Source organism: Kosakonia sp. N21 (genome assembly GCF_050587465.1).
In the GTDB taxonomy this organism is placed as follows: Bacteria; Pseudomonadota; Gammaproteobacteria; order Enterobacterales; family Enterobacteriaceae.
Genome location: NZ_JBOBHR010000002.1, coordinates 151,528 through 164,395 on the forward strand (window position 1 = coordinate 151,528; position 12,868 = coordinate 164,395).

General features: G+C 55.4%; 13 protein-coding genes. 11 read left to right on the top strand and 2 right to left on the bottom strand.

Annotated elements, in window-relative coordinates; translation table 11 throughout:
* The first annotated feature begins 2 nt into the window (after positions 1–2).
* Complete coding sequence (gene gltK / locus ACQ3G7_RS04515; protein WP_430888985.1) at positions 3–677, top strand: glutamate/aspartate ABC transporter permease GltK; 675 nt, start codon at positions 3–5, stop codon at positions 675–677.
* A complete protein-coding gene (locus ACQ3G7_RS04520; RefSeq protein ID WP_263097521.1) occupies positions 677–1,402 on the top strand; it encodes an amino acid ABC transporter ATP-binding protein in 726 nt (241 codons plus the stop codon). Before gltK ends, ACQ3G7_RS04520 begins: the two co-directional genes overlap by 1 nt.
* 43 nt (positions 1,403–1,445) lie before the next feature.
* On the opposite strand, the gene ACQ3G7_RS04525 is transcribed toward ACQ3G7_RS04520, so the two are convergent.
* The gene (locus ACQ3G7_RS04525; RefSeq protein WP_263097522.1) at positions 1,446–1,928 is read right to left on the bottom strand and encodes a zinc ribbon-containing protein; all 483 of its coding nucleotides are present in this window, start codon (positions 1,926–1,928) and stop codon (positions 1,446–1,448) included.
* Between the two features lie 235 nt (positions 1,929–2,163).
* On the opposite strand from ACQ3G7_RS04525, the gene leuS reads away from it, so the two are divergent.
* From leuS to nadD, 4 genes are read left to right on the top strand one after another with little or no spacing between them, the layout of a single operon-like run.
* Positions 2,164–4,746 carry a leucine--tRNA ligase gene (leuS, locus tag ACQ3G7_RS04530; RefSeq protein ID WP_430888986.1) on the top strand — a complete coding sequence of 861 codons (2,583 nt, stop codon included), beginning with the start codon at positions 2,164–2,166 and terminating at the stop codon, positions 4,744–4,746.
* Positions 4,747–4,760: 14 nt separating this feature from the next.
* Positions 4,761–5,321 carry an LPS assembly lipoprotein LptE gene (gene lptE, locus ACQ3G7_RS04535; protein WP_430888987.1) on the top strand — a complete coding sequence of 187 codons (561 nt, stop codon included), beginning with the start codon at positions 4,761–4,763 and terminating at the stop codon, positions 5,319–5,321.
* The gene (gene holA, locus ACQ3G7_RS04540) at positions 5,321–6,352 is read left to right on the top strand and encodes a DNA polymerase III subunit delta (RefSeq protein WP_061494444.1); all 1,032 of its coding nucleotides are present in this window, start codon (positions 5,321–5,323) and stop codon (positions 6,350–6,352) included. Before lptE ends, holA begins: the two co-directional genes overlap by 1 nt.
* Positions 6,345–6,995, top strand: coding sequence for a nicotinate-nucleotide adenylyltransferase (nadD, locus tag ACQ3G7_RS04545; RefSeq protein WP_430888988.1), 651 nt, complete (start codon positions 6,345–6,347; stop codon positions 6,993–6,995). The genes holA and nadD overlap by 8 nt, the downstream gene beginning before the upstream one ends.
* Here the strand turns inward: nadD and cobD are convergent.
* Complete coding sequence (gene cobD, locus ACQ3G7_RS04550) at positions 6,970–8,064, bottom strand: threonine-phosphate decarboxylase CobD (protein ID WP_430888989.1); 1,095 nt, start codon at positions 8,062–8,064, stop codon at positions 6,970–6,972. The genes nadD and cobD overlap by 26 nt on opposite strands.
* 99 nt (positions 8,065–8,163) lie before the next feature.
* Between cobD and ACQ3G7_RS04555 the strand changes: the two genes are divergently transcribed.
* The 5 genes from ACQ3G7_RS04555 (at position 8,164) to mrdB (ending at position 12,856) form a co-directional block, all read left to right on the top strand.
* Entirely contained in the window at positions 8,164–8,778 is a 615-nt protein-coding gene (locus ACQ3G7_RS04555) for an adenosylcobalamin/alpha-ribazole phosphatase (RefSeq protein ID WP_430888990.1), read from the top strand.
* A 243-nt stretch (positions 8,779–9,021) separates the two neighbouring features.
* Complete coding sequence (gene rsfS, locus ACQ3G7_RS04560) at positions 9,022–9,339, top strand: ribosome silencing factor (protein WP_061494441.1); 318 nt, start codon at positions 9,022–9,024, stop codon at positions 9,337–9,339.
* Between the two features lie 3 nt (positions 9,340–9,342).
* Positions 9,343–9,810, top strand: coding sequence for a 23S rRNA (pseudouridine(1915)-N(3))-methyltransferase RlmH (rlmH, locus tag ACQ3G7_RS04565; protein WP_061494440.1), 468 nt, complete (start codon positions 9,343–9,345; stop codon positions 9,808–9,810).
* Positions 9,811–9,839: 29 nt separating this feature from the next.
* Positions 9,840–11,741: a peptidoglycan DD-transpeptidase MrdA gene (gene mrdA / locus ACQ3G7_RS04570; protein WP_263097528.1), complete on the top strand. Its 1,902-nt coding sequence runs from the start codon at positions 9,840–9,842 to the stop codon at positions 11,739–11,741.
* 2 nt (positions 11,742–11,743) lie between these two features.
* The gene (gene mrdB, locus ACQ3G7_RS04575) at positions 11,744–12,856 is read left to right on the top strand and encodes a peptidoglycan glycosyltransferase MrdB (protein ID WP_430888991.1); all 1,113 of its coding nucleotides are present in this window, start codon (positions 11,744–11,746) and stop codon (positions 12,854–12,856) included.
* Positions 12,857–12,868 lie beyond the last annotated feature (12 nt).

Here is a 12,868-nt window from a genome sequence, read left to right on the forward strand (position 1 = left end):
CCATGTACGAATTTGACTGGAGTTCTATCGCCCCTTCTTTCCCGTACCTGGTGGCCGGGCTTATCGTCACGCTGAAAATCACCGTGATTGCGATCGTGGTCGGTATCGTCTGGGGAACACTGCTGGCGGTGATGCGTTTGTCGACCTTTGGGCCGTTGCGCTGGTTTGCGAAAAGCTACGTGAACGTCTTCCGCTCCATTCCGCTGGTGATGGTGCTGTTGTGGTTCTACCTGATCGTGCCCGGTTTTCTGCAAAACGTACTTGGGCTGTCGCCGAAAACCGATATCCGGCTGATCTCCGCCATGGTGGCGTTCTCCATGTTCGAGGCGGCTTACTATTCAGAGATTATCCGCGCCGGGATCCAGAGTATCTCCCGCGGGCAGTCCAGCGCCGCACTGGCGCTGGGGATGACCCACTGGCAGTCGATGAAATTGATTATCCTGCCGCAGGCGTTTCGCGCCATGGTCCCGTTGCTGCTCACACAGGGGATCGTTTTATTCCAGGACACCTCACTGGTGTATGTCCTGAGCCTCGCGGACTTTTTCCGTACGGCGTCTACCATTGGCGAGCGTGACGGCACGCAGGTTGAAATGATCCTGTTTGCCGGCGCTGTCTATTTTATTATCAGTCTCAGTGCTTCGCTGTTGGTCAGCTGGCTGAAGAAAAGGACCGTTTAATGATTTCCCTGAAAAATGTTTCGAAATGGTATGGCCACTTTCAGGTGCTGACCGAGTGCTCCACGGAAGTGAAAAAAGGTGAAGTGGTGGTGGTGTGCGGCCCGTCGGGTTCCGGAAAATCCACGCTGATTAAAACCGTGAACGGTCTGGAGCCGGTACAGAAAGGCGAAATCATCGTCAACGGCACCAAAGTCAATGATAAGAAAACCGATCTGGCGAAGCTGCGTTCTCACGTGGGCATGGTGTTCCAGCATTTTGAGCTGTTCCCTCATCTGTCGATTATCGAAAACCTGACGCTGGCGCAGGTAAAAGTGCTGAAGCGTGATAAGGCCGCCGCGCGGGAAAAAGGGCTGAAGCTGCTGGATCGCGTAGGTTTATCGGCGCATGCCAATAAATTCCCGGCGCAGCTTTCCGGGGGGCAGCAACAGCGCGTCGCGATTGCCCGCGCCCTGTGCATGGATCCGGTAGCGATGCTGTTTGATGAACCGACGTCAGCGCTCGATCCGGAAATGATCAACGAAGTGCTGGACGTCATGGTAGAACTGGCGAACGAAGGCATGACGATGATGGTGGTCACCCACGAAATGGGCTTTGCCCGCAAAGTGGCGAACCGCGTGATCTTTATGGATGAGGGCAAAATTGTTGAGGACTCTGAAAAAGAGGCCTTCTTCGCCAACCCGCAATCCGACCGTGCGAAAGATTTCCTCGCCAAAATCCTGCACTAAGTCCGTTTATGCCAGCCCCGATAACGGGGCTGGCGTTTTGCTGTTACGGCTCAAAAGGACGGCGTTGAAACTGATCGTGACCGCATTTCGGGCAGAGCGGTAACACGTCTGGCGTATACACGGCCAAATGAAAATGGCATTTCTCACACACCAGATTCCCCAGCCCCACCACTTCACCGCTGTGATAGACGCCGTGATGATTGAGATCCTGGAACACTTCACGCCACTCCAGCTGCGTTTTATCGGTGATGTCCGCCAGCTCCTGCCAAAGACTCTCTTTGATCACCCGCATAAATACGCTGTCGGTGACTTCATCCTGGCTTTCGTTGTAACTGCGGGCAAACTCTTCCAAATCGCGGCGAATGGCACGCATCAATTCGTCGACTTCCGTACGGGTTAATTCACCGGTCTGCGAGACACGCTGACGCGCCTGCCCGACTAATGCATCAATATCGCGCTCCCCGTTGCGTAAGCGTTCGGTTAACGCTGCAACCAGTTCACGGTAAAAATGAGCAACCTTGTTCATCGCTTCGCCTCCCGGTTAAGTAACTCTCTCTAATGGTAGACGTTATTTCTCCGTCGCAGTGCCGACTCGCCCACAGCGCGGACAAAAAGCCCCCCGAAAAAAGGCGCGGCTATTTCGCCGCCGGGTCGCGGAAAGGCTGTTTTGAGGCGGGCGTTTGGGCTATGCTATGCCGATCTGAAAAACCACGTAACAACGCTACATTCGTAGCGGTATCAAAAACAGGACTACTGGTGCCATGCAAGAGCAATACCGCCCGGAAGAGATAGAATCCAACGTACAGCGCCACTGGGAAGAAAAGCGCACATTCGAAGTTACTGAAGACGAGAGCAAAGAAAAATACTATTGCCTGTCAATGCTCCCCTATCCTTCTGGCCGACTACACATGGGCCACGTTCGTAACTACACCATCGGCGATGTGATTTCACGTTACCAGCGCATGCTGGGTAAAAACGTCCTGCAGCCCATCGGCTGGGACGCGTTTGGCCTGCCCGCTGAAGGTGCTGCGGTGAAAAATAACACCGCGCCGGCACCGTGGACCTACGACAACATCGCCTACATGAAAAACCAGCTCAAAATGCTGGGCTTTGGCTATGACTGGAGCCGCGAGCTGGCAACCTGCACCCCGGAATACTACCGCTGGGAACAGAAGTTCTTTACCGAGCTGTATAAAAAAGGCCTCGTGTACAAGAAAACCTCTGCGGTGAACTGGTGCCCGAACGACCAGACCGTACTGGCAAACGAACAGGTTATCGACGGCTGCTGCTGGCGCTGCGACACCAAAGTTGAGCGTAAAGAGATCCCGCAGTGGTTTATCAAAATCACCGCCTATGCCGATGAGCTGCTGAACGACCTGGACAATCTGGACCACTGGCCGGATACCGTTAAAACCATGCAGCGCAACTGGATTGGCCGTTCCGAAGGCGTGGAAATCACTTTTGACGTCCAGAACAGCGACCAGAAACTAACCGTTTACACCACCCGTCCGGACACCTTTATGGGCGCCACTTACCTGGCTGTCGCTGCGGGCCACCCGCTGGCGCAACAGGCTGCGGCGAGCAAACCGGAACTGGCCGCCTTTATCGATGAATGCCGCAATACCAAAGTGGCGGAAGCCGATATGGCGACGATGGAGAAAAAAGGCGTCGACACCGGTCTGAAAGCGATTCACCCGCTGACTGGCGAAGCCATTCCCGTCTGGGCGGCAAACTTTGTGCTGATGGAGTACGGTACTGGCGCAGTGATGGCTGTTCCGGGCCACGATCAGCGCGACTACGAGTTCGCCACCAAATACAACCTGACCATTAAGCCCGTTATTCTTAACGCCGATGGCAGCGAGCCGGATCTTTCCGCGCAGGCGCTGACCGAAAAAGGCGTGTTGTTTAACTCCGGTGAGTTTAACGGTCTTGATTTCACCGCGGCTTTCAACGCCATCGCCGATAAACTGGCAGCCAAAGGCGTGGGCGAGCGCAAAGTCAACTTCCGCCTGCGCGACTGGGGTGTTTCCCGCCAGCGTTACTGGGGCGCGCCGATTCCGATGGTCACCCTGGAAGATGGCACCGTGATCCCAACACCGGAAGACCAGTTGCCGGTGATCCTGCCGGAAGATGTGGTGATGGACGGGATTACCAGCCCGATCAAAGCAGACCCGGAGTGGGCGAAAACCACCGTTAACGGTCAGCCAGCGCTGCGCGAAACCGACACCTTCGACACCTTTATGGAGTCCTCCTGGTACTACGCGCGTTATACCTGCCCGCAGCACAGCGAAGGCATGCTGGACCCGAAAGCAGCTAACTACTGGTTGCCGGTAGATATTTACATTGGCGGTATCGAACACGCCATCATGCACCTGCTCTACTTCCGCTTCTTCCACAAACTGATGCGCGATGCAGGTATGGTCAACTCCGACGAGCCGGCTAAACAGCTGCTGTGTCAGGGGATGGTACTGGCGGACGCCTTCTATTACGTGGGCGAAAACGGCGAACGTAACTGGGTGTCGCCGAAAGACGCTATCGTTGAACGCGACGAGAAAGGCCGCATCGTTAACGCCAAAGATCCGGCAGGTCATGAGCTGGTGTATACCGGCATGAGCAAAATGTCCAAGTCGAAAAACAACGGTATCGACCCGCAGGAAATGGTGGAACGTTACGGCGCGGACACCGTACGTCTGTTTATGATGTTTGCCTCTCCGGCGGACATGACGCTGGAATGGCAGGAATCCGGCGTGGAAGGCGCAAACCGCTTCCTGAAACGCGTCTGGAAACTGGTTTACGAGCACACAGCACAGGGCGCCGTCTCCGCGCTGGATGTGGCTACACTGAACGACGAGCAACAAGCGCTGCGTCGCGACGTGCATAAAACCATCGCCAAAGTGTCCGATGATATCGGTCGCCGTCAGACCTTCAACACCGCGATTGCGGCGATTATGGAGCTGATGAACAAACTGGCGAAAGCACCGCTGGAAAGCGCGCAAGACCGTGCACTGATGCAGGAAGCGCTGCTGGCAGTAGTGCGTATGCTGAACCCGTTCACACCGCACGCAAGCTTCACCCTGTGGCAAGAGCTGGGCGGCGAAGGCGATATCGACAACGCGCCATGGCCGGTTGCGGATGAGCAAGCCATGGTGGAGAACACCACGCTGGTCGTCGTACAGGTGAACGGCAAAGTGCGCGGTAAAATTACCGTCGCCGTCGATGCCACCGAAGAACAGGTGCGTGAACGCGCAGGCCAGGAGCATCTGGTCGCGAAATATCTTGATGGCGTTACCGTACGTAAAGTGATTTACGTACCGGGTAAACTGCTCAATCTGGTCGTTGGCTAAGCGCGGGAGGAAGCGTGCGATATCTGGCTACATTGTTGTTATCACTGGCGGTGTTGATCACCGCTGGTTGCGGCTGGCATCTGCGTAGCTCTACGCAAGTGCCTGCTGAGATGAAAACGATGATCTTCGATTCCGGAGATCCGAACGGCCCGCTGAGCCGCGCCATTCGCAGCCAGCTGCGTCTGAATGGCGTTGAACTGCTGGAAAAAGAGTCGCTGCGTCAGGATGTGCCTTCATTGCGCCTTGGCGCCGTGACGTTTGCCCGTGACACGGCGTCCATTTTCCAGGATGGCCGCACGGCGGAATACCAAATGGTGCTGACGGTCAACGCCAGCGTGCTGATCCCGGGTCATGACATTTACCCAATCAGCACGAAAGTGTACCGTTCGTTCTTTGATAACCCGCAAACAGCGCTGGCGAAAGATGCCGAGCAGGACATGATCATTCGCGAAATGTACGACAAAGCGGCGGAACAGTTGATTCGTAAGCTGCCAAGCGTTCATACAGCAGATGCATCACAATCGCATGCTGACGGCGCATCTTCCTCCTCCGTTTCGGCTAAACCGGGTAGCTAATGCTCAGGTTGTATCCGGAACAACTCCGCGCGCAGCTCAATGAAGGGCTGCGCGCGGCGTATCTGCTCCTCGGTAACGATCCGTTATTGCTGCAAGAGAGCCAGGACGCCGTACGCCAGATTGCTGTGGCGCAGGGCTTCACTGAACATCACACTTTCACTCTGGATGCCAGCACCGACTGGGACGCGATCTTTTCCATCTGTCAGGCACTCAGCCTGTTTGCCAGCCGCCAGACCTTACTGCTGCAATTGCCGGAAAATGGCCCCAATGCGGCCATGAATGAACAACTGGCTAAGCTGGTGGCGTTACTGCATGACGATCTGCTGCTAATTGTTCGCGGCAACAAGCTAACAAAAGCGCAGGAAAACGCAGCCTGGTTAACTCAACTGAACAACCATGCCGTGCAGATCAGTTGCCAGACGCCGGAGCAAGCGAATCTCCCCCGCTGGGTTGCCGCCCGGGCAAAGCAGAACAAACTGGAGCTGGACGACGCCGCCAATCAGCTGCTCTGCTATTGCTATGAAGGCAATCTGCTGGCACTGGCGCAGGCGCTGGAGCGACTGGCTCTGCTGTGGCCGGATGGCAAACTCACCCTGCCGCGTGTGGAACAAGCGGTTAACGATGCGGCGCACTTTACGCCATTTCATTGGGTGGATGCGCTGCTGGCAGGCAAAAGCAAACGCGCGTTGCATATTCTTAGCCAGTTACGGCTGGAAGCCTGTGAACCAGTGATCCTGCTGCGCACCGTGCAACGCGAGCTGCTGTTGCTGGTGACGTTAAAACGGCAATCCGCGCATACGCCGTTACGCGCACTGTTTGATAAACATCGTGTATGGCAAAACCGTCGCGGTGTGACCGGCGAGGCGCTGAATCGCCTGAGCGCCGATCAGTTGCGTCAGGCCGTTCACCTGCTGAGCCGTATTGAGCTGGTGGTGAAACAGGACTTTGGTCAATCGGTGTGGGCCGAGCTGGAAAGCCTTTCTCTGCTACTCTGTCATAAGGCACTGGCAGACGTTTTTATTGATGGTTGATATGAATCAGTTGCAGGCCATGTTTGGCGGTACGTTTGATCCTGTTCATTACGGGCACCTGAAACCCGTTGAAGCGCTGGCGAATCAGATCGGCCTTTCGCGGGTCATAATCATGCCTAATAATGTGCCCCCACACCGCCCACAACCGGAAGCCAGCAGTCAGCAGCGTAAGACCATGGTTGAACTGGCGATTGCGGACAAGCCGCTGTTTACCCTTGATGAGCGGGAACTTCGCCGCGACACGCCGTCTTATACGGCGCAGACATTGCAGGAGTGGCGCGAAGAGCAAGGCCCGCAGCGCTCGCTGGCGTTTATCATCGGTCAGGACTCCCTGCTCACCTTCCCTGGCTGGCACCATGCCGACACCATTCTCGATAATTGCCATCTGATTGTCTGCCGTCGCCCCGGCTACCCGTTAACCATGGAACAGGAAGCGCATCAGCAATGGCTGGAGTCCCACCTCACCACCGATGCGGAAATGCTTCATACCTTGCCCGCGGGGAAAATTTACCTCGCGGAAACGCCGTGGTTCAATATTTCTGCGACACTTATCCGCGAGCGGCTGGAAAAAGGCGAGCAGTGTGACGATCTGCTGCCCACCCCGGTGCTGGACTATATCAAAGAACAGGGTCTGTACCGCTAAGCACCGAGCCCATCGCAGCGATAAGCCGGTCGTTTTCCTCTTCACTTCGTACCGCCACACGATAATAATGGCCGTCCAGACCTGGATAATTGGCACAACTGCGGATCAGGATGTGCCTCTCCAGCAGCGCTCGCTGCAACGCACTATCCGGCGCATCGCAGCGCAGAAAAAGATAGTTTGCCACACCGGGCCAGACGGTCAGCGCGGATAACGCAGCCAGTGCCGCCCGCAAACGTGGTCGCTCCTGTTCCAGCCACCGCCAGCTGGCCTGCTGATAGGCGGTATCCTGCAAAATCACTTCTCCCGCCAGCGCCGCGAAGGCATTGATTGACCACGGCATTTGCATCGCGCGCATACGCGCAACCCTTTGCACATCGCTGCCCACGACATAGCCAAGACGCAGGCCGGGAATGGCGTAAAACTTGGTCAACGATCGCAACACCCACAGATGCGGGTTATCCGCAAGGTGCGGAATAAACCCCGAACGATCGCGAATAAAATCCATAAAGGCTTCATCAAGAACCAGTGCGATACCGAGGGTTTTACAGCGTGCAGTAATGGCATGCAGCAGCGTATCGTCCGGCAGTAACCCGGTAGGGTTATTGGGCGTGCAAAGGAACAGACAGTCCAGATCGGGCGTCAACGCGTCCAGCACCCGCCCGGTCAGTTGCCAGCCCTCTTCTTCCCGCAGGTGAAATTCGGCAATATCGCACCCCACCTGCGTTAGCGCACGGCGGTATTCGGCAAAACCGGGCGTCACTAACATCGCCTTGCGCGGCGCCAGTGCATTGACCAGGGCAAAGATGGCTTCCGTTTCACCATTACCCGCCAGGATCCATGACGCCGGTATCTGATGGTGCGCAGCCAGCGCCTGGTGCAGGCGTTGGTACTCAACGTCCGGATAACGCTCAGCCAACGCCAGGTTGTTTTGCAACGCGCGTTTGAGCGATGCCGGCATACCGGCCGGGTTAATATTGGCACTGAAATCGAGGAGTTGCTCCGGGGCAATGCCCAGCAGTGCTGCCGCCTCACGGGTATTGCCGCCATGCGCGCTATGAAACAAAGCCATCTTCCGCTCCGGTCAAAAACGACAATCTTAAACGAAAAAGACAAGTGGATTCAGGATGCAGTGTTAAACTTTGCGCAGAAATCGGGACGGGAGACCATTATGCGACTCTGGCTGATACGCCATGGTGAAACGGAAGCGAATGTAGCAGGCCTCTACAGTGGCCATTCGCCAACACCATTGACAGCAAAAGGGCTGGCCCAGGCACAGACACTTCATGGTTTGCTGCAGGCGGTTCCCTTCGATCATGTGTTATGCAGCGAGCTTGAGCGGGCACGGCACACCGCGCAATGGGTGCTGGAAAACCGTGATATCACGGTGCACACCACGTCGCTGCTCAATGAGATGTTTTTCGGTGATTGGGAGATGCGCCATCACCGCGATTTAACACGCGAAGATCCGGAGAGTTATGCCGCCTGGTGTACGGACTGGCAGAATGCGGTTCCGACGAACGGCGAAGGTTTTCAGGCCTTCTCCCTGCGCGTCGAGCAGTTTATTGCCACGCTTACCGATCTCCGTCAGCAGCAGAATGTGCTGGTGGTCAGCCATCAGGGCGTACTCAGTTTACTGATTGCCCGGCTGTTAAACATGTCGGCTTCCTCGCTGTGGCATTTCCGCGTTGATCAGGGGTGCTGGAGTGCAATTGATATTCATGATGATTTCGCCACGCTTCGCGTATTAAATAGCCGCGCCATCTGGCAAACGGACGAGACATAGCGTTTTTTTTCATCATCCCATTCGTGGCGGTAATTAGGTCATTGACACGCCACGGCAGGCTGATATTCTCCGCGCGCAGAAATTGTTTTACAAAAATGACAATGCAATCCCACGGCCGTGATGGGATGATAGCCCGCTTCGAAATTGCCAGGACCCGACATTTATCCCGACAATCGATGCACTTCAGGTATAATGTCAGGCCGCTTATTAATAGCTCACTTTTTGTTCACTCAGGGGGAACACTTGCAGGGTAAAGCACTCCAGGATTTTATTATCGACAAAATTGATGACCTGAAAGGTCAGGACATCATCGCCATCGACGTACAGGGTAAATCCAGCATCACAGATTGCATGATTATCTGCACCGGCACTTCCACCCGCCATGTTGTCTCCATCGCGGATCACGTGGTGCAGGAATCGCGCGCAGCAGGCATGATGCCGTTGGGTGTGGAAGGCGAAAGCGCCGCTGACTGGGTTGTGGTCGATCTGGGCGATGTCATTGTCCATGTCATGCAGGAAGAGAGCCGTCGCCTGTATGAACTGGAAAAACTCTGGAGCTAATGCGTGAAGCTGCAACTGGTCGCCGTCGGCACAAAAATGCCGGACTGGGTACAGACAGGTTTTAGTGAATATCTGCGCCGTTTTCCCAAAGATATGCCCTTCGAACTGGTGGAAATTCCCGCGGGAAAGCGCGGTAAAAACGCAGATATCAAACGTATTCTCGACAAAGAGGGTGAACTGATGCTGGCGGCAGCGGGCAAAAACCGTATCGTCACCCTCGATATCCCCGGCAAGCCCTGGGATACGCCGCAACTGGCTATCGAACTGGAACGCTGGAAGCAGGACGGGCGTGACGTCAGCCTGCTGATCGGCGGGCCGGAAGGGTTATCCCCCGCCTGTAAAGCCGCGGCAGAACAAAGTTGGTCGCTCTCTGCGCTGACGCTTCCTCACCCGCTGGTGCGCGTGCTGGTTGCGGAAAGCCTTTACCGCGCATGGAGTATTACCACCAACCATCCTTACCATCGTGAGTAATGACAAGTCTTAGGCAGATTAAGCAGCGGATGAAATTACAGAATTCTTTTCGCGACTATACGGCTGAGTCCGCGCTGTTTGTGCGCCGGGCGGTGGTCGCCTTTACGGGGATTTTGCTGCTTTCCGGCGTGCTGGTCGCCAACCTTTATAATCTGCAAATCGTCCGTTTTGCGGACTATCAGACCCGCTCCAACGAAAACCGCATCAAACTGGTACCCATTCCGCCAAGTCGCGGCATTATTTACGATCGTAACGGCACGCCGCTCGCACTTAACCGCACCATCTACCAGGTCGAAATGATGCCGGAGAAGGTCGATGACGTGCAGCAAACGCTGGATGCGCTTCGCGACGTGGTCGATCTGAACGATGACGATATCGCCAACTTTAAAAAAGAGCGCTCACGTTCACACCGTTTCACCTCGATTCCGGTAAAAACCAACCTGACCGAAGTCCAGGTCGCACGCTTTGCGGTTAACCAGTACCGCTTTCCCGGCGTTGAAGTAAAAGGCTACAAACGCCGTTACTACCCCTATGGTTCCGCGCTGACCCATGTCATTGGCTATGTTTCGAAGATTAACGATAAAGACGTCGACCGGCTGGATAAAGAGGGCAAGCTGGCAAACTATGCCGCGACCCACGATATCGGCAAACTCGGTATTGAACGCTATTACGAAGACGTCCTGCATGGCCAGACGGGTTATGAAGAAGTGGAAGTCAACAACCGTGGTCGCGTCATCCGTCAGTTGAAAGAAGTGCCGCCGCAGGCCGGTCATGACATCTACCTGACGCTGGATTTAAAACTGCAGCAGTACATTGAAACACTGCTGGCTGGCAGTCGCGCCGCCGTCGTGGTCACCGATCCGCGCAGCGGCAGCATTCTCGCGCTGGTCTCAACACCAAGCTACGATCCGAACCTGTTCGTCGACGGGATTTCCAGCAAGGACTACGCCTCGTTGCTTAACGATCCGAATACGCCGCTGATCAACCGCGCAACGCAGGGGGTCTATCCGCCAGCCTCTACAGTGAAGCCGTACGTGGCGGTCTCCGCGCTCAGCGCAGGCGTTATTAACCGCAATACCAGCCTGTTTGACCCGGGCTGGTGGCAGTTGCCGGGCTCAGACAAGCGTTACCGTGACTGGAAAAAATGGGGCCACGGCCACCTGAATATCACCAAATCGCTGGAAGAGTCCGCCGATACCTTCTTCTATCAGGTTGCCTATGACATGGGTATCGACCGTCTTGCTGAGTGGATGGGCAAATTTGGTTACGGGCAGTATACCGGCGTTGACCTCTCTGAAGAGCGCTCCGGTAATATGCCAACGCGCGAATGGAAACTGAAACGCTTTAAAAAACCCTGGTATCAGGGTGACACCATCCCGGTCGGGATTGGCCAGGGTTACTGGACTGCCACCCCGTTGCAGATGAACAAGGCCATGATGACCCTGATTAATGACGGTATCGTCAAAGTGCCGCATCTGCTGATGAGCACCGTGGAAGATGGCAAGCAGGTCCCGTGGAAACAACCCACGCAGCCACCGGTAGGCGACATCCATTCCGGCTACTGGGAAATTGCCAAGGACGGGATGTATGGCGTGGCTAACCGCGCTAACGGTACCGGCCATAAATATTTCGCCAATGCGCCGTACAAGGTTGCCGCAAAATCCGGTACCGCGCAGGTATTCGGCCTGAAAGCTAACGAAACGTATAACGCGCACCGCATTGCGGAACGCCTGCGCGACCATAAACTGATGACCGCATTTGCGCCTTATGACAATCCCCAGGTCGCCGTTGCGATGATCCTGGAGAACGGCGGCGCTGGCCCGGCCGTCGGGACAATTATGCGTCAAATCCTCGACCATATTATGCTGGGCGATAACAACACCGACTTGCCAACGGAAAACCCGTCAGCGGCGGCGACGGAGGACCAATAATCATGACGGACAATCCGAACAAAAAATCGTTCTGGGATAAAATCCATATCGATCCGACACTGATGCTCATCGTTCTCGCGCTGCTGTTTTACAGCGCGATCGTTATCTGGAGCGCCAGCGGCCAGGACATTGGCATGACCGAACGTAAAATCGGGCAGATTACGATGGGCCTGATCATCATGGTGGTCATGGCGCAGGTTCCGCCGCGTGTGTATGAAGGCTGGGCGCCCTACCTCTATATCTTCTGCGTGATTCTGCTGGTGGCGGTAGATGCTTTCGGTGCGATTTCGAAAGGCGCGCAACGCTGGCTGGACCTGGGTATCGTGCGTTTTCAGCCGTCGGAAATTGCCAAAATTGCCGTGCCATTGATGGTCGCGCGTTTTATTAACCGCGATGTTTGCCCGCCGTCGTTGAAAAACACCGGCATCGCACTGGTACTGATCTTTGTGCCAACGCTGTTAGTCGCCGCACAACCGGACCTGGGTACCTCGATTCTGGTGGTGCTTTCCGGGCTGTTTGTGCTGTTCCTTTCCGGCCTGAGCTGGCGGTTAATCGGTATTGCCGTGGTGCTTATCGCCGCCTTTATTCCGGTGCTGTGGTTCTTCCTGATGCATGATTATCAACGCCAGCGCGTGATGATGCTGCTCGATCCGGAAACCGATCCGCTGGGCGCGGGCTATCATATTATTCAGTCAAAAATCGCCATTGGTTCCGGCGGGCTGAGCGGCAAAGGCTGGTTGCATGGTACCCAGTCGCAGCTAGAATTCTTGCCAGAGCGCCATACTGACTTTATTTTTGCCGTGCTGGCGGAAGAACTGGGTCTGGTGGGGATTTTGATTTTGCTGGCGCTTTATCTGCTGTTAATTATGCGTGGGCTATGGATTGCCGCCCGGGCGCAAACCACCTTTGGCCGGGTCATGGCCGGGGGTTTGATGTTGATTTTGTTCGTTTATGTGTTCGTAAATATTGGTATGGTGAGTGGTATCCTGCCGGTTGTGGGCGTACCGTTGCCACTGATAAGTTACGGGGGGTCCGCCCTGATCGTACTCATGGCCGGGTTTGGTATCGTTATGTCGATCCATACTCACAGGAAAATGTTGTCCAAAAGCGTCTAACGATAAGAGGTG

Bases quoted from the DNA above. Each gene is read 5' to 3' on its own strand.
- gltK (WP_430888985.1), top strand. From the start codon at position 3: ATGTACGAATTTGACTGGAGTTCTATCGCCCCTTCTTTCCCGTACCTG.
- ACQ3G7_RS04520 (WP_263097521.1), top strand. From the start codon at position 677: ATGATTTCCCTGAAAAATGTTTCGAAATGGTATGGCCACTTTCAGGTG.
- ACQ3G7_RS04525 (WP_263097522.1), bottom strand. From the start codon at position 1,928: ATGAACAAGGTTGCTCATTTTTACCGTGAACTGGTTGCAGCGTTAACC.
- leuS (WP_430888986.1), top strand. From the start codon at position 2,164: ATGCAAGAGCAATACCGCCCGGAAGAGATAGAATCCAACGTACAGCGC.
- holA (WP_061494444.1), top strand. From the start codon at position 5,321: ATGCTCAGGTTGTATCCGGAACAACTCCGCGCGCAGCTCAATGAAGGG.
- nadD (WP_430888988.1), top strand. From the start codon at position 6,345: ATGGTTGATATGAATCAGTTGCAGGCCATGTTTGGCGGTACGTTTGAT.
- cobD (WP_430888989.1), bottom strand. From the start codon at position 8,064: ATGGCTTTGTTTCATAGCGCGCATGGCGGCAATACCCGTGAGGCGGCA.
- ACQ3G7_RS04555 (WP_430888990.1), top strand. From the start codon at position 8,164: ATGCGACTCTGGCTGATACGCCATGGTGAAACGGAAGCGAATGTAGCA.
- mrdA (WP_263097528.1), top strand. From the start codon at position 9,840: ATGAAATTACAGAATTCTTTTCGCGACTATACGGCTGAGTCCGCGCTG.
- mrdB (WP_430888991.1), top strand. From the start codon at position 11,744: ATGACGGACAATCCGAACAAAAAATCGTTCTGGGATAAAATCCATATC.